A 21,380-nucleotide genomic window follows, 5' to 3' on the forward strand; every position below is an offset into this window, starting at 1 on the left:
AGGATTCATTCCTTCAAAACTAGATAACGCTCCTACATTCATCAGTTTGGTTAAGTCCTCGATCGATTAGTATCAGTCAGCTGCACATGTCACCATGCTTCCACCTCTGACCTATCAACCTCGTCATCTTCGAGGGATCTTACTAGTTTAACACTATGGGAAATCTCATCTTGAGGGGGGCTTCATGCTTAGATGCTTTCAGCACTTATCCCTTCCACACATAGCTACCCAGCTATGCCCTTGGCAGGACAACTGGTACACCAGCGGTGTGTCCATCCCGGTCCTCTCGTACTAAGGACAGCTCCTCTCAAATTTCCTACGCCCACGACGGATAGGGACCGAACTGTCTCACGACGTTCTGAACCCAGCTCGCGTACCGCTTTAATGGGCGAACAGCCCAACCCTTGGGACCGACTACAGCCCCAGGATGCGATGAGCCGACATCGAGGTGCCAAACCTCCCCGTCGATGTGGACTCTTGGGGGAGATAAGCCTGTTATCCCCGGGGTAGCTTTTATCCGTTGAGCGATGGCCCTTCCATGCGGAACCACCGGATCACTAAGCCCGACTTTCGTCCCTGCTCGACTTGTAGGTCTCGCAGTCAAGCTCCCTTGTGCCTTTACACTCTACGAATGATTTCCAACCATTCTGAGGGAACCTTTGGGCGCCTCCGTTACTTTTTAGGAGGCGACCGCCCCAGTCAAACTGCCCACCTGACACTGTCTCCAAGGCCGATAAGGCCTTCGGGTTAGAATTTCAATACAGCCAGGGTAGTATCCCACCGACGCCTCCACCGAAGCTGGCGCTCCGGCTTCCAAGGCTCCTACCTATCCTGTACAAGCTGTACCAAAATTCAATATCAGGTTGCAGTAAAGCTCCACGGGGTCTTTCCGTCCTGTCGCGGGTAACCTGCATCTTCACAGGTACTATAATTTCACCGAGTCTCTCGTTGAGACAGTGCCCAGATCGTTACACCTTTCGTGCGGGTCAGAACTTACCTGACAAGGAATTTCGCTACCTTAGGACCGTTATAGTTACGGCCGCCGTTTACTGGGGCTTCGATTCAGAGCTTCGCTTGCGCTAACCCCTCCTCTTAACCTTCCAGCACCGGGCAGGTGTCAGCCCCTATACTTCGCCTTGCGGCTTCGCAGAGACCTGTGTTTTTGCTAAACAGTCGCCTGGGCCTATTCACTGCGGCTTTTCAGGGCTATTCACCCTAAAAAGCACCCCTTCTCCCGAAGTTACGGGGTCATTTTGCCGAGTTCCTTAACGAGAGTTCTCTCGATCACCTTAGGATTCTCTCCTCGCCTACCTGTGTCGGTTTGCGGTACGGGCACCTTCTACCTCGCTAGAAGCTTTTCTTGGCAGTGTGGAATCAGGAACTTCGGTACTATATTTCCCTCGCCATCACAGCTCAACCTTACGGTAAGCGGATTTGCCTACTTACCAGTCTAACTGCTTGGACGCGCATATCCAACAGCGCGCTTACCCTATCCTCCTGCGTCCCTCCATTGCTCAAACGGTAATGAGGTGGTACAGGAATTTCAACCTGTTGTCCATCGCCTACGCTTTTCAGCCTCGGCTTAGGTCCCGACTAACCCTGAGCGGACGAGCCTTCCTCAGGAAACCTTAGGCATTCGGTGGAGGGGATTCTCACCCCTCTTTCGCTACTCATACCGGCATTCTCACTTCTAAGCGCTCCACCAGTCCTCTCGGTCTGACTTCGCTGCACTTAGAACGCTCTCCTACCATTGTTCGTAAGAACAATCCACAGCTTCGGTGATACGTTTAGCCCCGGTACATTTTCGGCGCAGAGTCACTCGACCAGTGAGCTATTACGCACTCTTTAAATGGTGGCTGCTTCTAAGCCAACATCCTGGTTGTCTAAGCAACTCCACATCCTTTTCCACTTAACGTATACTTTGGGACCTTAGCTGGTGGTCTGGGCTGTTTCCCTCTTGACTACGGATCTTATCACTCGCAGTCTGACTCCCGAGAATCAAGTCTTTGGCATTCGGAGTTTGACTGAATTCGGTAACCCGATGAGGGCCCCTAGTCCAATCAGTGCTCTACCTCCAAGACTCTATACTCGAGGCTAGCCCTAAAGCTATTTCGGAGAGAACCAGCTATCTCCAAGTTCGATTGGAATTTCTCCGCTACCCACACCTCATCCCCGCACTTTTCAACGTGCGTGGGTTCGGGCCTCCATTCAGTGTTACCTGAACTTCACCCTGGACATGGGTAGATCACCTGGTTTCGGGTCTACGACCACGTACTATGTCGCCCTATTCAGACTCGCTTTCGCTGCGGCTCCGTCTCTTCAACTTAACCTTGCACGGGATCGTAACTCGCCGGTTCATTCTACAAAAGGCACGCCATCACACATAAATGTGCTTTGACTACTTGTAGGCACACGGTTTCAGGTTCTATTTCACTCCCCTCCCGGGGTGCTTTTCACCTTTCCCTCACGGTACTGGTTCACTATCGGTCACTAGGGAGTATTTAGCCTTGGGAGATGGTCCTCCCAGCTTCCGACGGGATTTCACGTGTCCCGCCGTACTCAGGATCCACTCAAGAGAGAACGAAGTTTCGACTACAGGGTTGTTACCTTCTCTGACGGACCTTTCCAGGTCGCTTCGTCTACTTCGCTCTTTTGTAACTCCGTATAGAGTGTCCTACAACCCCAAGAGGCAAGCCTCTTGGTTTGGGCTATCTTCCGTTTCGCTCGCCGCTACTCAGGAAATCGCGTTTGCTTTCTCTTCCTCCGGGTACTAAGATGTTTCAGTTCCCCGGGTCTACCTTCTCTTACCCTATGTATTCAGGTAAGGATACTGCCCCATTACGAGCAGTGGGTTTCCCCATTCGGAAATCTTCGGATCAATGCTTACTTACAGCTCCCCGAAGCATATCGGTGTTAGTACCGTCCTTCATCGGCTCCTAGTGCCAAGGCATCCACCGTGCGCCCTTCATAACTTAACCTATTCGGCTTTGATAAGCGTCGAATCTCTTTGTCACCTCATTCGTCATCATCCTTACGTACGTTAAAGTACGCTCCGGTGATTCCTCAATCGGTTCCTCGACCTTCTCGCTTCTCATTCACCTTTAAGTTTTAAAGAACTTTACTTCAATGAATGTTTTGTTACGTTATCTAGTTTTCAAGGAACGAAGCTACTGACTTCAATCACATCATGATTAAACATCAGTGAGTAATCTTCATGCAGCTTTGCGCTGAGGAATCAATCATCTTTGATTAATCTTGCAGACGCAAGCGCAAATGATTTTTGCTTAAGGCAAAAATCGACCTTTGAAAGTACAAAAGCACTCTCAAAACTGACCACAATACAAAGCGTCTTTTTATGAAGTTCGTAGAACTTCAGTTTCCTTAGAAAGGAGGTGATCCAGCCGCACCTTCCGATACGGCTACCTTGTTACGACTTCACCCCAATCATCTGTCCCACCTTAGGCGGCTGGCTCCTTACGGTTACCCCACCGACTTCGGGTGTTACAAACTCTCGTGGTGTGACGGGCGGTGTGTACAAGGCCCGGGAACGTATTCACCGCGGCATGCTGATCCGCGATTACTAGCGATTCCGGCTTCATGCAGGCGAGTTGCAGCCTGCAATCCGAACTGAGAATGGTTTTATGGGATTGGCTTAACCTCGCGGTTTTGCTGCCCTTTGTACCATCCATTGTAGCACGTGTGTAGCCCAGGTCATAAGGGGCATGATGATTTGACGTCATCCCCACCTTCCTCCGGTTTGTCACCGGCAGTCACCTTAGAGTGCCCAACTAAATGCTGGCAACTAAGATCAAGGGTTGCGCTCGTTGCGGGACTTAACCCAACATCTCACGACACGAGCTGACGACAACCATGCACCACCTGTCACTCTGTCCCCCGAAGGGGAAAGTCCTATCTCTAGGAGTGTCAGAGGATGTCAAGACCTGGTAAGGTTCTTCGCGTTGCTTCGAATTAAACCACATGCTCCACCGCTTGTGCGGGCCCCCGTCAATTCCTTTGAGTTTCAGTCTTGCGACCGTACTCCCCAGGCGGAGTGCTTAATGCGTTTGCTGCAGCACTAAAGGGCGGAAACCCTCTAACACTTAGCACTCATCGTTTACGGCGTGGACTACCAGGGTATCTAATCCTGTTCGCTCCCCACGCTTTCGCGCCTCAGCGTCAGTTACAGACCAGAGAGCCGCCTTCGCCACTGGTGTTCCTCCACATCTCTACGCATTTCACCGCTACACGTGGAATTCCGCTCTCCTCTTCTGCACTCAAGTCCCCCAGTTTCCAATGACCCTCCACGGTTGAGCCGTGGGCTTTCACATCAGACTTAAAGGACCGCCTGCGCGCGCTTTACGCCCAATAATTCCGGATAACGCTTGCCACCTACGTATTACCGCGGCTGCTGGCACGTAGTTAGCCGTGGCTTTCTGGTTAGGTACCGTCAAGGTACCGCCCTATTCGAACGATACTTGTTCTTCCCTAACAACAGAGCTTTACGATCCGAAGACCTTCTTCGCTCACGCGGCGTTGCTCCGTCAGACTTTCGTCCATTGCGGAAGATTCCCTACTGCTGCCTCCCGTAGGAGTCTGGGCCGTGTCTCAGTCCCAGTGTGGCCGATCACCCTCTCAGGTCGGCTACGCATCGTCGCCTTGGTGAGCCGTTACCTCACCAACTAGCTAATGCGCCGCGGGCCCATCTGTAAGTGATAGCTAAAAGCCATCTTTTAATACGAGACCATGTGGTCTCATATGTTATCCGGTATTAGCTCCGGTTTCCCGAAGTTATCCCAGTCTTACAGGCAGGTTGCCCACGTGTTACTCACCCGTCCGCCGCTAATCTTTGGGAGCAAGCTCCCTCAGATTCGCTCGACTTGCATGTATTAGGCACGCCGCCAGCGTTCATCCTGAGCCAGGATCAAACTCTCCAATAAGAGTATTGATTGCTCAATAAGTTTGTTACTTAGAATTAACGTTGACGCTTGTATTGTGTTCAGTTTTCAAAGAACTTTTTTGTTCGCCTCTCAGAAGCGACTTTATCAATATATCATTTATTAATCATTTGTGTCAACAACTTTTTTTCGAATCAATTTTTCTTCTTTAAAAGTTGTGACTCAATCAATCACGTTGCCGTGATGACTTAATCTATAGTATCAGCCTCCCATTCATTTTTCAATACTTTTAACCACGGTAATTAATGGTAAAAAAAAGAGACTCACCCAAAACAGGACGAATCTCTTCTATATAGTTGTTTATTGTTTTTGATAGCGTAAAACTGGTTTTCTTGCTGCTAATGTTTCATCTAGTCGACTGACAACCGTTGTGTGTGGTGCTTCTTGAACGATTTCTGGATTTTCTTCCGCTTCTTTCGCAATCTGGATCATTGCTTCGATGAATGCATCTAGTGTTTCTTTTGATTCTGTTTCAGTTGGTTCAATCATCATACATTCCTCCACATTTAATGGGAAGTAGATGGTTGGTGGATGGTATCCAAAATCGAGCAATCGTTTTGCAATATCTAGAGTACGAACACCTAATTTCTTTTGACGTCTGCCAGATAAAACAAATTCGTGCTTACAGTGTTTATCATATGGTAGGTCAAAATACGGTGCTAGACGGCGCATCATGTAGTTTGCATTAATAACAGCATTTTCAGTTACAGCTTTTAGACCATCTGGTCCCATTGAACGAATGTACGTATATGCACGAACATTGATTCCAAAGTTTCCATAGAAAGGTTTTACACGCCCAATTGATTGTGGACGGTTGTAATCGAAATGAAAACCTTCTTCTGTTTTAACAAGTACTGGTTTTGGTAGGTATGGTATTAAATCTTCCTTTACTCCAACAGGACCTGAACCTGGACCGCCACCACCATGTGGACCAGTAAATGTCTTGTGTAAGTTTAAATGAACAACGTCAAATCCCATGTCTCCAGGGCGAGCCTTACTTAATACCGCATTTAAGTTTGCTCCGTCATAATATACTTTACCACCAGCTGAATGGATGATTTCTGTCATTTCTAGGATATTTTCCTCAAAAAGGCCTAAAGTATTAGGATTTGTGAGCATCAATGCAGCAGTGTCTGGCCCAACTACTCGACGTAAATCCTCTAAATCTACAAGTCCGTCTTCACCAGATTTTACTGTAATCGTCTCAAAACCTGCTACTGTTGCAGACGCTGGGTTTGTACCATGTGCTGAGTCAGGAACGATTACTTTTGTACGAGCAGTATCATTGTTTGCTTCATGATATGCTCGGATCATCATCAATCCAGTCCACTCACCATGTGCACCTGCTGCTGGTTGAAGGGTTACTTCATCCATTCCCGTAATTTCTTTTAGATGCTCTTGGAGATCATACATTAACTCCATCGCACCTTGAACTGTACTCTCGTCTTGTAAAGGATGAATATGAGCAAATCCATTATAGCGAGCCACATTTTCATTAATTTTTGGATTGTATTTCATTGTACATGATCCTAGTGGATAAAATCCTGAATCTACCCCATGATTACGTTTAGATAACGCAGTGTAATGACGCATAATATCTAATTCTGATACTTCTGGTAGCTCCGGCTCCTCTACGCGAAGATAGTCACTAGGGATAACCTCATCAATATTTACCTCAGGGACGTCTAATTCTGGCAAACTATAGCCAATTCGCCCTGGCTTTGATAGTTCAAAAATTAATGGTTGATCTTGCTTATTCATGGCTATCCCCCAATTCTTTTACAAGAGTATCAATCTCTTCTTTTGTACGAAGCTCAGTTACTGCCACTAACATATTCCCCTCAAGTTCTGGGTAGTCACGACCCAAATCGTATCCGCCGATCATTCCTTTTTCTATTAAACGAGCATTTACGTCTTTTACAGATTTACCTACATTTACAACAAATTCATTAAAGAATGGACCTTCAAATTGGATTTCGAAGCCATTTTCTTTAAATTGTTGTTTTGCATAGTAGGCTTTTTGAATGTTTTGGGTTGCAATTTCTTTTACACCTTTTTTACCTAATGCCGTCATTGCAACAGAGGCCGCTAATGCGTTTAGGGCTTGGTTTGAACAAATATTTGAAGTTGCTTTGTCACGACGGATATGTTGTTCACGCGCCTGAAGTGTTAATACAAAGCCACGTTTTCCTTCTTCATCTACCGTTTGACCAACTAGACGGCCTGGAACTTTACGCATTAATTTCGATGTAACCGCGAAATACCCACAGTGAGGTCCGCCAAACGCTGCTGGGATTCCAAATGGCTGTGCATCCCCAACAACGATATCTGCACCAAATTTTCCTGGAGGTGTTAAAGCTCCAAGTGCTAATGGATTACTTGATACAACAAACAAGCTCTTTCCAGTGTGAGCAACTGCTTCAATTTCTTTTAACGGTTCAATTTGACCTAAGAAATTAGGATACTGAACGATAACACATGCTACATCGTTATCCATCAAGGAGTTTAGCGCATCAACATCCGTTACACCGTTCTTTGTTGGGACTTCAACAACTTCAATGTATTGACCCTTTGCATAGGTTTCTAGAACCAATCTAGATTCGGGATGTACTGCTTGAGATACGAGTACTTTTTTCTTTTTTGTATGGCCAGATGCGAGCATCGCAGCTTCTGCTAAAGCTGTTCCACCATCATACATTGAAGAGTTTGCTACATCCATTCCTGTTAGCTCACAAATCATGGTTTGGAATTCAAAGATTGCTTGTAACTCACCTTGTGAAATTTCAGGTTGGTATGGTGTATAAGCTGTATAAAATTCTGAACGTGAAAGAACATGGTCAACAATTACTGGCATATAGTGATCGTACACACCTGCTCCTAAGAATGAAGCATTGTGGCGTAAATCAGCATTTTTTGCTGCAAGTCCAGAAAGTTCTTTCATTAAAGCAGTTTCTGATTTCGCCTTCTTGATCTTGTATTCGCCTTTAAATTGAACACTTTCTGGAATATCACTAAAAAGCTCATCGACTTTGGATACGCCGATTGCTTGAAGCATTTCGTTTTTATCTTGTTCCGTCATCGGTAAATAACGATGTTTCATGAATGTACCCCTTTCCCACAACTCCATTTATTTTTTTGGTCGCTTATAAAAAGGTGTTGCCACCACAACTGCTTTAAGACGCTTTTTACGAACTTGAACTTCAACTTCTTTTCCTAGTTCGGCATGCTCAGATTTAATAAGAACTAAACCAATATTTTTTTGAAGGGTTGGTGATTGTGTTCCTGTTGTAACTTCGCCCACTTGCTCGTCACCACTATAAACTTCATAACCTTGACGTGGTATTCCCTTATCAATCATTTCGATTCCTACGATTTTTCGAGGAGCTCCCTCTTCTTTTTGCTGTTTTAATACTGTTTTTCCAATAAAGTCAGCTTCTTTATTTGGCTTCACCGCAAAGCCGATTCCAGCTTCGATTGGTGTGATATCTTTAGATAGTTCTTGTCCATAAAGCGCAAGATTGGCTTCAAAGCGCAATGTATCACGCGCACCTAATCCACAAGGTAAAACCCCTTCCGGTTCCCCAGCTTCTAAAATGGCATTCCATAAGACTGCTGTATCTTCAGCTTGACAATATATTTCAAAACCATCTTCACCTGTATAGCCAGTTCTAGAAACAAGTGTTTTCTTTCCTGCAATTTCAACTTCGTCTTGGAATTTAAAAAATTTAATTTCGTTTAATTTTGTATTTGTTAGTTTCTGTAAAACTACTTCAGCTAGTGGTCCTTGAAGTGCAAGTTGTCCAATCTCGTTTGAAATGTTGACTACTTTTACATCACCAAAGACATGTTCTTTTAACCAATCAAAATCTTTTTCTGTATTTGAGGCATTTACAACTAATAAGTAATGTTCATCGGATTTTTTATAGATAAGTAGGTCATCAATTGTTCCACCATTTTCATAGCACATAGCCGTGTATTGTGTTGCGCCATCTTTTAAAGTTGAAACATCATTTGTCATCAATTTTTGAAGATATGCCAAGCTGTCCTTTCCTTTCACATCGATTTCACCCATGTGAGAAACGTCAAAAAGACCTGCTTTTGTGCGAACAGCTTCATGTTCTTCTTTAATACTTGAGAATTGGACAGGTAGATCCCATCCACCAAAATCAATTGTTTTGGCGCCATGCTTTTGATACTCATCAAATAATGGTGTTCGTTTTAATTCAGTCAACCCGATTCCTCCTTCACATATCCTCATTTAATTTGGTATTTGGGGCTCGTTACAAAACCAAAAGATTCTGAAAACGCAAAAAAGGACAGATAAACTCCACAGCATTGTGAAGTCTCTGTCCTTGCACCTGAAAGTTTATCTAAAAAGATGTTCAAAAACGTCGGGATTCGTCCCCTCATTGAACTCTATTTAGGTTTGCCCCTTTGGTGGCCATACTGGCTCTCTCCAGAGTTGCGTCAAACAAGAGTCTTTTTGCCTGAGAGATTCACAATTGTCTTTGCTTGCTCCTTCGGCGCTACAAAAAAGTAGTCTCTCCCCTTGTTATCATTCGCGGTCTTCATATTTTTCATTTTTTTGGTAACACTAACAAAATGACTATGGAAAAATTATCATGTCCAGCCCAAAAGCTTACATTTTCATTATAAAGATAGAACGCTAAAGCCTTGTTAAAAACAAAGAGAAGCGTTTCCAACTACCTTCATCCTACCATCATCCAGCGATTTGGGCAATATATTATTTCCTTAACATTATTTTATTTTTTTAGTAAAACGTTCGGTTTTTGGAGGGAAGTTCTATTTTTTCTATACGAATATCATACTCAACTAAGAAAGGACTGTGAAAATATGAATGTCGATTTTGAATTTGATCAGTCGTGGCAAGGTGACTTTTTGCAAAGAATTGACGATGACGGTCCTTGGGCGAACTGGGAGTTATACAAGCTTGCATATGAAGTAGAAAAACACCAGTCGATACCTGAATTCGAGGGTCTTCAGGCTCCTAAGCATTTACCACAGTTAACACCACTTCCCCATCAACTTGAGGTTGCGAAGCAAGTGGTTGAAAAAATGAATGGAAAAGCAATTTTAGCCGATGAGGTAGGGCTTGGAAAAACAATTGAGGCAGGCCTGATTTTAAAAGAATATATGATTCGCGGACTTGTGAAAAAGGTTTTGATTCTTGTTCCAGCCTCCCTTGTATCCCAATGGGCTTCGGAATTAAATCAAAAATTTTATATTCCTGCGGTCCAGCAGAAAAAGAGCTATATGTGGGAGCAATATGATGTCATTGTTTCATCCATAGATACTGCTAAAAGAAGTCCCCATCGGGAAATTGTGTATGAGCAGGATTACGATTTGATCATCATTGACGAGGCTCATAAGCTAAAAAACAATAAAACGAAAAACTATGAATTTGTTCAAAATCTAAAAAAGAAGTTTTGTTTACTATTAACAGCTACCCCTATTCAAAACCGAATTGATGAGATTTTTAACCTTGTGTCGTTACTTAAGCCCGGACATTTAGGTAATCAGGAAAATTTTGAAGAATCATTTGGGAAAAAGAGCCGCTCGATCGATGATCATGAGCATTTGAAAGAATTGGTCAATAAAGTGATGATTCGAAATCGCCGTGATGATACGGGAATTGAATGGACAAAACGGAAGGTTGAAACAGTTCCGATCGAGTTCTCAGAGACTGAACAGGAGTTATATGATGCGATTTCTGCCTATCGTTCTAGCTTATCAGGTTTTGCGTCCAGTATGTTCTCCATTCTAACTTTGCAAAGAGAGGCTTGCAGTAGTCGCGAGGCCGTCTATTTTACATTGAAAAAGATGCTTGAGAAGAAGAATGAGGATGGCAGTGCTGCGGTACCTGAGGATATGGTGATGGGACTTATGAAAAAGGTCGAACAGGTCACGCAAAATTCAAAGGCCGAGAAAGCAGTGGAATTAATTAAACAAATAGATGATAAAGTCATCATTTTTACCGAATATCGTGCAACGCAAATGTACTTGCAATGGTTCCTGCAGCAAAATGGAATATCATCGGTTCCATTTAGAGGTGGATTCAAGCGTGGGAAAAAGGATTGGATGAGAGAATTGTTTAAAGGAAAGTTCCAGGTTTTGATTGCAACTGAGGCTGGTGGCGAAGGGATTAACCTGCAATTCTGTAACCATATTATCAACTATGACCTTCCTTGGAATCCGATGAGACTTGAACAGCGCATTGGACGTATTCATCGTCTTGGTCAGGAAAAGGATGTTCATATTTATAATTTCGCAACGAAGAACACGGTTGAAGAGCATATTTTAAAGCTATTATATGAAAAAATTAATTTGTTTGAACGTGTCATTGGTCAACTAGATGATATTTTAACGAGGCTGGATCTTGGTAATATTGAAGATCATATACAAGATATCATGCTTCGATCTCGGAGTGAGGGTGAAATGAGAATTAAAATGGAAAATTTAACTTCGATTATTAGTTTTGAAGAACAAAATGAGGGTGAGCAGCGTGCAGCAACAGGAAATCGTTAATTTTCTTGAGAATTATTTTGTTTCAAATCATTGTGAAATTCTTGAAAGACATCCTGGGTATATGACCGTGCAATTGACAATTGATTTGGATAAACAACTCATGAACCGCCCCTTTTATTGGACATATGTTGAAAAAACAGGTGGAGAACCGAATCCGATGAAGCTAACATTGATTACAGATCGTGACCAAACGCCCGACAGTGTAAAAGGTGACTTTATCCATTTCGGTGCTCCTCGCTTGCACCAAATTTTTGAATCTACAAAAAAGCTAGCAAGCTATATTCGATTGTATCAACAAAAGCCTCCGGGTACTCAAGGAAATACTCCCCTTTTCCCTTGGCTAGGGTTGAATGTAAAGGTTTCCTATAAAAGTGACCGTAAACGTGACGTGTTAATGTCACTGGGCTTACAGCTAATCAACGGAATCATTGTTGAGGATTTTCAGGAAAAACTTGAAAAACTACCACTCACACCAAAAATTCCTGATTTAACGTATACAATGTCACCGTTAGTTAAACCTCAAAGTGGTGTCAATCGTCTTCAGCAATATGTGAGAGGCTATGTGGAATCACAGGATCATGCATGGGCAGATGAAGCGAGACAACGCTGGGACGAGGATTTAGCTCTGTTAGATGCCTTTTATGAGGGAATTGACGAAAAACCAGAGAGCTATGAAATTGAAAAAGAAGCACTTAAGGACCAATACGAACCGAAAGTTCTTGTCGAAATTATCAATGGCGGATTGTTTTATCTTTGTCAAAATGCGATCTGAAATAGGCCTATCCCCATTTTTGGGGGTAGGTTACATTTTTTTAAGGTGATTTCTAAAAAATCGTTCGACAAATACCTTGCATTTCATTGGAAAAATTACAAAAAATCGTTTTAGAATATCGTTATACATTAACCATACCTTTTAACTAGTTAACAAATCATAGGCCCTTCTCCCTGTTCTTCGAGTTTGTTCTACATAAACAGGAGTATTTAACCACTATTCGATAGTTTACACGTTTAATTATCAGTCTTTTATAAATATTTTGATATCGACAGTTTTTTACAGAAAAAGTAATTTCTGTGTTTTATACTTCTTAATGTAATACAAAGGTTCTATACATATATGGACTATCGTGTTAGGTCAGTCAGCTAAGGTTTGAACAGACAAAGGCAAACCTATTGAAAAATAGGGACGCAAAGTCACAGATCTAAGGTTGTAGATTACAATTATGATGGCTGGACTGCCTGGAATACTAATGTATTTTGGGAGGAAATCAAATGTTAAATGAAGTACAATTCAAAAATGAGCAATTGGATCAGGAATGGATCGACCTTATATTAGAAGCAGTGGAGATGGGAATGAGCATCCAGGATATTCAAGCTTTCCTCCAAAGTAAAACAGCATAACAGACCTAATAATTCATACAGGAACTTCAACAAAATAGAAACAATTGGATGCCAAAGAACTCGGTTAATATACCGGGTTCTTTATACTATTTACATTTTTTATGTTCTTATTATAAAACATATTCTTCGTTATATGTTATAATAAAAATAGGAAGGAAGGTGAAAAGTAATGATTGGACAACGTATTAAAACATATCGTCTACAAAAACAATTATCACTATCTGAACTAGCAGATCGTGCAGGAGTTGCCAAATCATACTTGAGCTCAATCGAACGGAATCTCCAATCAAATCCTTCTATCCAGTTTCTTGAAAAAATATCTACAGTACTAGGCGTAACAGTAAACGAATTACTCCACGAACAATCAGAGCCTGAAAGGGTAGAACTTGATTCAGAATGGACAAGGCTTGTACGAGAGGCAATGAAATCAGGAGTTTCCAAAGAGGAATTTCGATCATTCTTAGAATTCAACAAATGGAAAATGAACAATAAATAGAAAATGCTTCGGCGACATCGTTGCCTGAAGCATTTTTTATTTTATATGTATGTTTCGAAAGCGGTATGGGATTCAGATAGATGGGTAGTTGTGTATTTCTTATGTAGAGTCGTATGAAAAACATCACCAGCATCACGTGCACGAAGGCTTGAAAGATCGGCTTGACATATCGGGCAGTCCCATTCACCATACTTACTGCTACAAAAGGAAGGCTGGCTACATTTTGGGCATGTTTTCGTATACATTGGGTTTCCTCCATTTAAGATATTTGAATAATCCAATAGCCATGGAGGGAAATAACATAGACGTAGAAAGCAGTAGCTACATAGGATAAAGTATGAATTATTTTACTCACTGGAAAACGAATTATGAAAATAAGTACAATTAAAAATATGGAAAGCATTGCTTTTACAAAAAGAAATAAAAATGGATGGATTTCGTATAATGAAAACATTATCGGGTTTGCTTCAGAAATATGGCCCCAAAGTATTCCAAAATGGGTAATACATGCGTCTAATAGATTTAAGTTTGCTAGGAGTATGAGGATAAATTTCATTAAGAACCTCACTAAATTAATATGAATCCATGATGAGAATCTTTTAAAAAATACACAGCGTTGTCAATGGAGAGAAATAGTCAGCTCCTATTTCTAATTAAAACATTTCTTAATAAAGAACATCATTGCAAATACAATCACCTTATCAATCTATATAGATTAGCGAACGGTTTTTAAGCGTTTTCTTTTTAAAATTAAAAATAAAATACTGCCGCTTAAGACTAAAGCAATTCCTACAATTAAAACGTTAAAGGTATTGGTTCCCGTCTTGGGAAGTTTTGGCCCGTCAACAGGAAGTGCCCCACCTAATGTACCTTCTGCATAGAATTTAAGTTCAACCTCAGTTGTTAAACCTTGATATTCATTACCTAAATGGGACGGAAATTCTACCGTAAAAGTTAATTCTTCTTGTTTTCCACTCGCAATTGATCTAGGATCGATTGTATTAAATTCACTTAATTTCCCTTTAAAAAGCTCTCCACTTTTATCAGATATAGTAAGATATAACTCTTCATATAATTCTTTTGACCCTGACTTGCGCTTCGCCGACGTTAGATATTTAAAATCCTCAGAACCACTATTTTTTATTGTTAAAGTTCTAGTAGCCCAGTCGCCAGGCTTAAAATTTTCAATATCAAACAATACTTTTTCTGGAGTTGTCATGATGTCTATTTCCTTACTATTCTTCGTTGGAGACGCAGAGACTTGATTTATTTGAGAAAAAAACAAAAGTGTACATACTGACATAAAATATAGTATTCTAAGAAAACCCTTTCCCCTCTTCATTTTATGCTCCCTTCCTTCCCTAGAAGGGGATCAATATTAATAAATATTGATCCTTAATTAGTTTTAGTTTCTTCAACAGCATTTTTCGACTTGCTATTTAAATCAATTTTTGAGATTGTTCTCCAAAGTGTGAAAATAGAATATAGGAATATTAAAATCCCAGGTACGATCATTAATAAAACAGTTCCTTTTTTTGAGTCTGCAAAATCTGCAAAGTAACCGAGATATGGTATGGTAAATCCACGATATTCCGCGACCACATTTTGAGCTAATACTGGATTGATATCCTCTGTATTATTATTATCTCCTTTGGTTCTATACATCAGCTGATTATCATTTTTAATAACTTCAGTAATTCTGTGGGTGATAAGTTTTTCATCTTCTTCCATAAATGTGATAACATCGCCCTCTTTGAAACGAGTCATATCTCCACCTGTTTTTACTGCGATAATAGAACCTGTTTTTATACCTGGCTCCATCGAACCTGATAAAACTGTTTTCAATTGATATCCAAAAACAGAAGGCTCCCCTCCAGAGAGTTTAGATGTAACAACTAATGACGCAACGCATATTAATAAAACTACCAATAAACCTGTAACTAAATGATTTAACCATTTAAGAATCTTCTTTTTCATTGTCCATCCTTCTCCTTATTTCCTTCAACATTTATCGTTTCATTAGGAAGTGAGTTATTTACATTTACTGCATCTTGAGTTTGGTTATCGCTATTACTTCCAGCTGATGCAGGGGTTTCTTCACTTTTATTTGTAGTAGTTTGTTCATTATTTTCTGGTGTCTGATTTGCAGCTTTATCTGACCCTGTTTCTTCTATTGGTTTTGTTTCCGGCGTTTCAACATTCTCATTTTCTACTGATTCCTTAGGCGTCTCTTCTTTAGGTGAGTCACTTTGTTCGTTTACCGATTGATTATGTTGACATTTTACTTTTACTTTTACACTCCAAACATCCTCAACAGATTTATTTGTTTGATATGCATAAAACGTGTAAAAGCCCTCTTCAGACTCTTGATTTGTAACAAAGCTAAGTAGTGTTTGTTCTCCACTTGCTAAAGGAGGTATTACATCCTGTCCTTCGGGAATATCTATTTTCGTTCCTTGAATTTTCGGGTTACCCCCCTTATCTTTTCCGCCATTCTCATCCTTATCAATATAGTAAATTTCAAATTTACTTGGTGTTTTCATATCGCTATCACTAATATTCTTTATCGTTACTTTCATTTTTGCTGGACATGCTTTTAAATTTATATTGCCTTTATCAATAAATGCTAATTTACTATTATCCGCCCATGTACCTGCTGTGAGTGTTACATTTGCTTTTTTACTAGAAGTGAAGTGGGCAGCAGTACTTGATGTCACATATTTAATTGAGAAAATCATTAAATAAAATACTAATGCTATTTTAAGAACGGCAAAAAATCGATTTTTTCTTTGTTTTATCCCTCTTAACAATCTACTATTCTCATTCATATTTATGTTCCGCCCTTCTTCATAACAATATTTATACATATTTATGAAAACAAAGTTGATCATATGTTTTCATAAATATGTATAAAGTGGAAGGAGGGATCCCTCCTTCCATTAAGTTACCTTAATTCTCCCTCTTTTTGACTTGCTTCAAAACTTAATTCAAAGTCTATTGAATCCCCTTGGAAGATATTTTGATCTTGACCATTATCATTGAATTTAAAATCAACTCGTAATGTTTGTCTATGATCAGTTTGGTATGGCCTTCCACTTTCAGGTTTTAAGTCCTCAGCCACAACTAAATTTTCAATTTGAGAAAGTGGTACCCAATCAGCTACAACTTCCCTTGATCCAAGTTTCATAATGTGAACAAAAATATGATCAGCAAAATCTTCACCGTTATTATTACCATTTGCATCAGATATTTCATAATCTACATTTAGTTTTACATCATTAATATCTAAACTTCCTTCGTTATATATACGGATTTGGTGGACTTTCCAGTCACCTGGCTTCATATTGTCAATACTCAAATCAACTTCTTCTCTATCATCTACACCCTTTAACCCAATATCTAACGTTCCAGCAGCAAATGTATTATTCGTTACTTCAGTATCATTAAAATATGCGAATGTTCCTCCACCTATTAAACTTAAACCTAGAACAGCTGTTGCAGCAGATAATCCTAATTTTTTCTTAATACTCATTTTCAATCTCCTTTTCCTTTATTTGTTTTGTATAAAGAACATTTTTTATATGATATAACTGTTTTGACTTAACTTAGTATGTAAGCAAGGAAGGAGATAGAATCCCCTTCCCCTGTTCATTTGTGAACTATTATCTTAATTCACCTTCAGTTTGGTGAGCAGTAAATGTCCACTTCAGCTCTAAAGCGTCACCTTGGAATTCGTTTTGATCTGCATTATTGTCAACAAACTCGAATGCAACATACATTTGGTCACTAGTTCCTGCTTTTAACCCGTCACCTTCACCGTTTAGACCAAATAACCATGTAATCCAGTGTTGGACATTTTCAACTGCATCCGGAGTCATATTTTGAAGGTCGTATAATGTTGTTTCAGAGATTACATCATTATAGTCACCGATAACCCAACCATCACCCGTTTTGTCAGCATTCTCTAAGAAAAGCACTTTAATGTGTTTACCAAAATCATCAACATTATCACCTTTTGCATCAACAACATTATAAGCAGTAGCTAAATCAATTGTTGAAATATCAAGAGAGCCATTGTTCTCTAATTGGAATTCACGAACCATGATGTCCCCAGGTTTTAAATTATCAACATCAATAACAACAGATGGGTTAACTGCTAGATCTAATGTACCTGCTGCAAACGTATTGTTTGTTACTTCTGTGTCACTAAAGTATGCAAATGTTCCTCCCCCGATTAATGCCAATCCTAGTGCTGCTGATGCTACCCCTAAACCTAATTTCTTTTTCAAACTCATTTTTGTTTCCTCCTCTTTTTCCCTTAAATAATTTTTTATTGAATCCTTATGTATTGATAAGGAGATCAACCAAGATATGTACTTCATAAAGTTCTTTCTTGTTCTTTCTAACGAACTTACAATGTGAGTATAGCCCATAAGTCTTATATTTGAAAAATCCCAAAATCAGCCATTTTTTCTTAATAAAGAACTATTATCGTTCTTTATCTCGAATTACCTCTTGTTTTCTTACTATTTTATTATTTTATTAAGAACGAAAAGTTCCTTATAATGAACATGCGGGCATTCAATATATGAAGGAGAAGGAAGATGATTGGATCCAGGATTAAGGAATTACGAAAGCAAAAAAGACTCACCATTACAGAGCTTGCAAAGCGTGCTGGAGTTTCAAAGTCTTATTTAAGTTATATTGAACGAGATGTACAAAAAAATCCTTCTCTTCAATTCTTAACTAAGATTTCAAAACCACTTGATACAAGTATCGAATATTTATTAGGAGAGGAAAAAACTGACACAATTACAAACGAAATACTTGATAAGGAGTGGACAAAGCTTTTAATGAAAGCAATTGATGATGGATTAAGCAAAGAGGATTTCCGTGAAATTCAGAACTTCATTAAATTTAGAAACTGGAAAAATGATCACATAAAAAACGAAGGAGGGAATAATATTGATAACGTGACAAAACAATAAATGATTTAGATTAAAAGTGAACAACTATGGAAATAGTGATGATGTAATTCATTGCTCTTGAATCCTATTAAGATCAACTTACTATTATTTAGTGAAAGGAGAGAGTGAAACCTATGAAAAGAAGAATTCTGATAACTGGTTTAATAGGTGTAATATGTTTAGGATTCACCCAATTATTACCGGTTTTAGCAAGTGAAGATATTGGCAATAGCATAAAAAAAGAAAGCGTAGTTTCAACGTCTAATGAAAGTCCAAAGGGAACGGAACCGAAAAACAAAGAAAAACGAATTACTGAAGAAACAACTAATCCAAAACCTTCCAGTGATTTTCGTCGTCCGGTAAGAGATAGTGAACAATTACAAAATCAAGCCAAGGATTTGGGTATTGATACCAAAGGGAAAACACAGGAGAAAATAGAAACTGAAATACGTTCTACAATACTTCAGCATAAAGCAAAAGAAATTGGGATTGAAGTAGAAGGTAAATCAGAAGAAGCGATTATATCAGAATTAAAAGAAAAATATAATGAAAAACCTGAAATAACTGAGCCTTCCTCCAATAAATACGAGGAACTTAGAATGAAACCGGAATCTAGAAGAAATAACATTATTGATACTGCAAAACAACATGGTATTGAAACTGAAGGTAAAGAGTTTGATGCAATTGTTGAAGAACTAAAAACAGTTTTACTAAAAGACAAAGGCGAATAAAGTTTAAAAAACCTTGAAAGAATTAATCCTTTCAAGGTTTTTTAATTAATCCCTCTTCTCCACTGCCGACAATACCAATCCCCGCTCATTTTCCTCAGCCTTATACGTCACATTGTTCAATGTTGCGGTTCCATTAATTTTCTTATCTTTGTCTCGAAGGAGACCTAATTTATATGTGACTTTTCCGATGTCCTGATCTTTGACCGCCTCTTCTGTATTTGTTACTGCAACCAATAAGAAGAAAGCAGCGATTGTGTCCTCATATTTGTCCAAAGTTGTGTTGAGGTTCTCAGCTTCTCGGTCTTTTTTCACGATCGATAATCGAATGACCTCGTTGGTTGTTTCATTTACAATTCCTTCGAGAATCATTCCATCATTAACATCGTGTTTAAACTCTCCATTTCTCACATTTATTTGGTCAATTTTATCGGAATCCTTCATTTCTGCTTGAGCTTCATTCCAATTTTTTATGAGATCGTCTGTTGTAAACCCTAATGAGCCAAGGTTAATTATTTTATCTTCCACTTGTTGAATTTTTGTTTCAGCTTCGTCTTTTTTTTCTTTAGCTTTGTCATCACCCTTACAGCTAACAAGTAAGGCTACACTTAATAGGATAATCACCATAAAAAATAGTTGTTTCCGCATGATCTTTCCTCCCATATACAACATTCCACATAATGATAATATGTGCGTTTGGTGGACATATCATACAGCAAAAAGCGACCCGGAATGGATCGCTTTCTCAATTATAATCTTCTTTTTTGCTAATCATCGCTTTAACGACAAATACCTCATCGCTATCTTTAATGGTATTCTTTATCACTTCATCTTCTAGTCCAATTCCAACACCATTTCCATCATACCTTGCGATTAATGCTAAAGTAATCGGTTTTTCAGCTTCTATTTTTATTTTATCGCCGACCCATGTTTGTGCCATTCCTATATTCCCTCTATCTAGTTCGACCGGTGATGACTCAAATGTTGATAACGTGGTTCCATCAGCAACGGAGTAAGTCCAACGTGTATAGGTAGTTGAATCATCTATTTTGAAGTCCAGTTTTGAAGCAGCTAATGTCATTTTTTCACTAGTACCGGTTGAACCATTTAAGAGATCTTCTTGTTTTTCGCCATTCTTATAATGTTCAATCCAAAGATGAATCATTTTTATTTCTTCGTTTTTTATATCAAGGTCGTACATTAACAATGTATCAAAACCGAATGAACTAATAATTTGTGAATTTCTTTCATTTTGTTTGACTGGTGAAAGCACACCATCTTTTGGATTTCCGATAGCATTTTCAGTACTACATGCAAACAAAGTAAGTAATACAAGAACGCAAATAAATTTCTTTAAAACCCTTCTCATCAGCACTCCCCCTTTTTTTCCATAATACCATACATTCCCATTTTATCTGCATAATTTTACCGTTTAGATGGGAAATCTAAGTAAAAAGCGAGGTGTTTGTCATGTTAAGGAAAATCTTGATTGGATGCTGTTTTAGTTTGTTGTTATCCCCGACTGTTTTTCTTTTGAATGATTCCTCTATTACTACAGCTGAATCTAAAAAACCGGTACCTGAATATGCAAAATGGGGAAGGCTCGCGATGGAAGAGACACAAAAACGATACCCATCAGCCCAAATTGTAGATTATTTACATGTTGGTAGATATAAGAAAAATGGAATGTATGTTGAACGTTTCAAGCTTTGGTTAAAACAAGATAATCGAGAGTTCGGGGTTATTGTGAATATCACCTTTGAACCGGATACGGAGAGAGTAAAAAACATTACGGTTGTTAAAACAGATCGCTAGTATATTTACATATTGTCTTGTTTTTATGTAAAAAATACCCTTTAAAGGAGGTGTAAATGCTATGACTGGATTTATTATGAAGATCATTTTATTACCTTTGGTTGTAGCTATTTGTTCTGGTATTTTTGATAGTGTTGATTATGTATCATGGTATCAACCCATTGTGGTCGGAGTCGTGCTGGCCATTGTTGGTCACTTCATGGAAGTTATGATGCTTAGAAGAAATACAACTGTAATGACTGATATTGCAGATTTCATTGCTGCGGCAATTCTTGTATATTTTGTTTCCTTATTTCTAGACGGTGCAAGAGTAACCTTTTGGGGGGCTATTCTAACTGCCCTTGTAATTACATTAGTGGAAATTCCTGTCCACCGCTGGTTGGTAAGGTCAGGAAGAGCTGAAAAATCAACCGCATGATAAATACGAAAAGCGCAAGGCGCGCTGATAAGAAGGTAATTTTCACTTCCGAATCGA

At 39.6% G+C, this 21,380-nt stretch carries 20 protein-coding genes, 2 rRNA genes and 2 riboswitches; of the genes, 8 read left to right on the top strand and 14 right to left on the bottom strand.

Going from position 1 to position 21,380, the window contains the following annotated elements:
• Nucleotides 1-46: 46 nt before the first annotated feature.
• The 5 genes from RGU12_RS15400 to gcvT all read right to left on the bottom strand — a co-directional run bounded on the left by RGU12_RS15400 (nucleotide 47) and on the right by gcvT (nucleotide 9,213).
• Nucleotides 47-2,978: ribosomal RNA gene (locus RGU12_RS15400) — 23S ribosomal RNA — on the bottom strand.
• Between the two features lie 407 nt (nucleotides 2,979-3,385).
• Nucleotides 3,386-4,937: ribosomal RNA gene (locus RGU12_RS15405) — 16S ribosomal RNA — on the bottom strand.
• Together the 16S and 23S rRNA genes form the textbook arrangement of a ribosomal RNA operon.
• Nucleotides 4,938-5,255: 318 nt before the next feature.
• Nucleotides 5,256-6,716, bottom strand: a complete 1,461-nt coding sequence (gene gcvPB, locus RGU12_RS15410) for an aminomethyl-transferring glycine dehydrogenase subunit GcvPB (RefSeq protein WP_309536861.1) — start codon at nucleotides 6,714-6,716, stop codon at nucleotides 5,256-5,258.
• Nucleotides 6,709-8,055 (bottom strand): aminomethyl-transferring glycine dehydrogenase subunit GcvPA, encoded by a 1,347-nt coding sequence (gene gcvPA, locus RGU12_RS15415; protein WP_309536862.1) that lies wholly within the window; start codon nucleotides 8,053-8,055, stop codon nucleotides 6,709-6,711. Before gcvPA ends, gcvPB begins: the two co-directional genes overlap by 8 nt.
• Nucleotides 8,056-8,082: 27 nt before the next feature.
• The gene (gcvT, locus tag RGU12_RS15420; RefSeq protein ID WP_309536863.1) at nucleotides 8,083-9,213 is read right to left on the bottom strand and encodes a glycine cleavage system aminomethyltransferase GcvT; all 1,131 of its coding nucleotides are present in this window, start codon (nucleotides 9,211-9,213) and stop codon (nucleotides 8,083-8,085) included.
• Between the two features lie 207 nt (nucleotides 9,214-9,420).
• A riboswitch (glycine riboswitch) is annotated at nucleotides 9,421-9,514 on the bottom strand.
• 295 nt (nucleotides 9,515-9,809) lie between these two features.
• On the opposite strand from gcvT, the gene RGU12_RS15425 reads away from it, so the two are divergent.
• The 4 genes from RGU12_RS15425 to RGU12_RS15440 all read left to right on the top strand — a co-directional run bounded on the left by RGU12_RS15425 (nucleotide 9,810) and on the right by RGU12_RS15440 (nucleotide 13,395).
• Nucleotides 9,810-11,501 (top strand): DEAD/DEAH box helicase, encoded by a 1,692-nt coding sequence (locus RGU12_RS15425; protein ID WP_309536864.1) that lies wholly within the window; start codon nucleotides 9,810-9,812, stop codon nucleotides 11,499-11,501.
• Nucleotides 11,479-12,273, top strand: a complete 795-nt coding sequence (locus RGU12_RS15430; protein WP_309536865.1) for a YqhG family protein — start codon at nucleotides 11,479-11,481, stop codon at nucleotides 12,271-12,273. The genes RGU12_RS15425 and RGU12_RS15430 overlap by 23 nt, the downstream gene beginning before the upstream one ends.
• 378 nt (nucleotides 12,274-12,651) lie before the next feature.
• A riboswitch (cyclic di-GMP riboswitch) is annotated at nucleotides 12,652-12,741 on the top strand.
• A gap of 29 nt (nucleotides 12,742-12,770) precedes the next feature.
• Nucleotides 12,771-12,899, top strand: a complete 129-nt coding sequence (locus tag RGU12_RS15435; protein WP_309536866.1) for an anti-repressor SinI family protein — start codon at nucleotides 12,771-12,773, stop codon at nucleotides 12,897-12,899.
• A 169-nt stretch (nucleotides 12,900-13,068) separates the two neighbouring features.
• Entirely contained in the window at nucleotides 13,069-13,395 is a 327-nt protein-coding gene (locus tag RGU12_RS15440; protein WP_309536867.1) for a helix-turn-helix domain-containing protein, read from the top strand.
• A 41-nt stretch (nucleotides 13,396-13,436) separates the two neighbouring features.
• Here the strand turns inward: RGU12_RS15440 and RGU12_RS15445 are convergent, their stop codons facing one another.
• The 7 genes from RGU12_RS15445 to RGU12_RS15470 all read right to left on the bottom strand — a co-directional run bounded on the left by RGU12_RS15445 (nucleotide 13,437) and on the right by RGU12_RS15470 (nucleotide 17,690).
• Nucleotides 13,437-13,640, bottom strand: coding sequence for a hypothetical protein (locus RGU12_RS15445; RefSeq protein ID WP_309536868.1), 204 nt, complete (start codon nucleotides 13,638-13,640; stop codon nucleotides 13,437-13,439).
• 14 nt (nucleotides 13,641-13,654) lie between these two features.
• Complete coding sequence (locus RGU12_RS23775; protein ID WP_396232367.1) at nucleotides 13,655-13,951, bottom strand: DUF5658 family protein; 297 nt, start codon at nucleotides 13,949-13,951, stop codon at nucleotides 13,655-13,657.
• 159 nt (nucleotides 13,952-14,110) lie between these two features.
• Nucleotides 14,111-14,737, bottom strand: a complete 627-nt coding sequence (locus RGU12_RS15450; RefSeq protein WP_309536869.1) for a TasA family protein — start codon at nucleotides 14,735-14,737, stop codon at nucleotides 14,111-14,113.
• 53 nt (nucleotides 14,738-14,790) lie between these two features.
• Nucleotides 14,791-15,372 carry a signal peptidase I SipW gene (gene sipW / locus RGU12_RS15455; RefSeq protein WP_309536870.1) on the bottom strand — a complete coding sequence of 194 codons (582 nt, stop codon included), beginning with the start codon at nucleotides 15,370-15,372 and terminating at the stop codon, nucleotides 14,791-14,793.
• Complete coding sequence (gene tapA / locus RGU12_RS15460; protein ID WP_309536871.1) at nucleotides 15,369-16,223, bottom strand: amyloid fiber anchoring/assembly protein TapA; 855 nt, start codon at nucleotides 16,221-16,223, stop codon at nucleotides 15,369-15,371. The genes sipW and tapA overlap by 4 nt, the downstream gene beginning before the upstream one ends.
• A 116-nt stretch (nucleotides 16,224-16,339) precedes the next feature.
• Entirely contained in the window at nucleotides 16,340-16,927 is a 588-nt protein-coding gene (locus RGU12_RS15465) for a TasA family protein (protein ID WP_309536872.1), read from the bottom strand.
• A 130-nt stretch (nucleotides 16,928-17,057) separates the two neighbouring features.
• The gene (locus RGU12_RS15470; RefSeq protein WP_309536873.1) at nucleotides 17,058-17,690 is read right to left on the bottom strand and encodes a TasA family protein; all 633 of its coding nucleotides are present in this window, start codon (nucleotides 17,688-17,690) and stop codon (nucleotides 17,058-17,060) included.
• A 309-nt stretch (nucleotides 17,691-17,999) separates the two neighbouring features.
• On the opposite strand from RGU12_RS15470, the gene RGU12_RS15475 reads away from it, so the two are divergent.
• Nucleotides 18,000-18,383 (top strand): helix-turn-helix domain-containing protein, encoded by a 384-nt coding sequence (locus RGU12_RS15475; RefSeq protein WP_309536874.1) that lies wholly within the window; start codon nucleotides 18,000-18,002, stop codon nucleotides 18,381-18,383.
• Between the two features lie 113 nt (nucleotides 18,384-18,496).
• Nucleotides 18,497-19,093 carry a hypothetical protein gene (locus RGU12_RS15480; protein WP_309536875.1) on the top strand — a complete coding sequence of 199 codons (597 nt, stop codon included), beginning with the start codon at nucleotides 18,497-18,499 and terminating at the stop codon, nucleotides 19,091-19,093.
• 45 nt (nucleotides 19,094-19,138) lie between these two features.
• On the opposite strand, the gene RGU12_RS15485 is transcribed toward RGU12_RS15480, so the two are convergent.
• Nucleotides 19,139-19,738, bottom strand: a complete 600-nt coding sequence (locus RGU12_RS15485) for a hypothetical protein (RefSeq protein WP_309536876.1) — start codon at nucleotides 19,736-19,738, stop codon at nucleotides 19,139-19,141.
• 97 nt (nucleotides 19,739-19,835) lie between these two features.
• Nucleotides 19,836-20,459: a YgaN family protein gene (locus RGU12_RS15490; RefSeq protein ID WP_309536877.1), complete on the bottom strand. Its 624-nt coding sequence runs from the start codon at nucleotides 20,457-20,459 to the stop codon at nucleotides 19,836-19,838.
• 101 nt (nucleotides 20,460-20,560) lie between these two features.
• Between RGU12_RS15490 and RGU12_RS15495 the strand changes: the two genes are divergently transcribed.
• On the top strand, nucleotides 20,561-20,905 hold the full coding sequence (locus tag RGU12_RS15495) for a YqzG/YhdC family protein (protein WP_309536878.1): 345 nt from the start codon (nucleotides 20,561-20,563) through the stop codon (nucleotides 20,903-20,905).
• A 61-nt stretch (nucleotides 20,906-20,966) separates the two neighbouring features.
• Entirely contained in the window at nucleotides 20,967-21,323 is a 357-nt protein-coding gene (locus RGU12_RS15500; protein WP_309536879.1) for a DUF2512 family protein, read from the top strand.
• Nucleotides 21,324-21,380 lie beyond the last annotated feature (57 nt).

Source organism: Ferdinandcohnia sp. QZ13 (genome assembly GCF_031324165.1).
GTDB lineage: Bacteria > Bacillota > Bacilli > Bacillales > Bacillaceae_L > Ferdinandcohnia.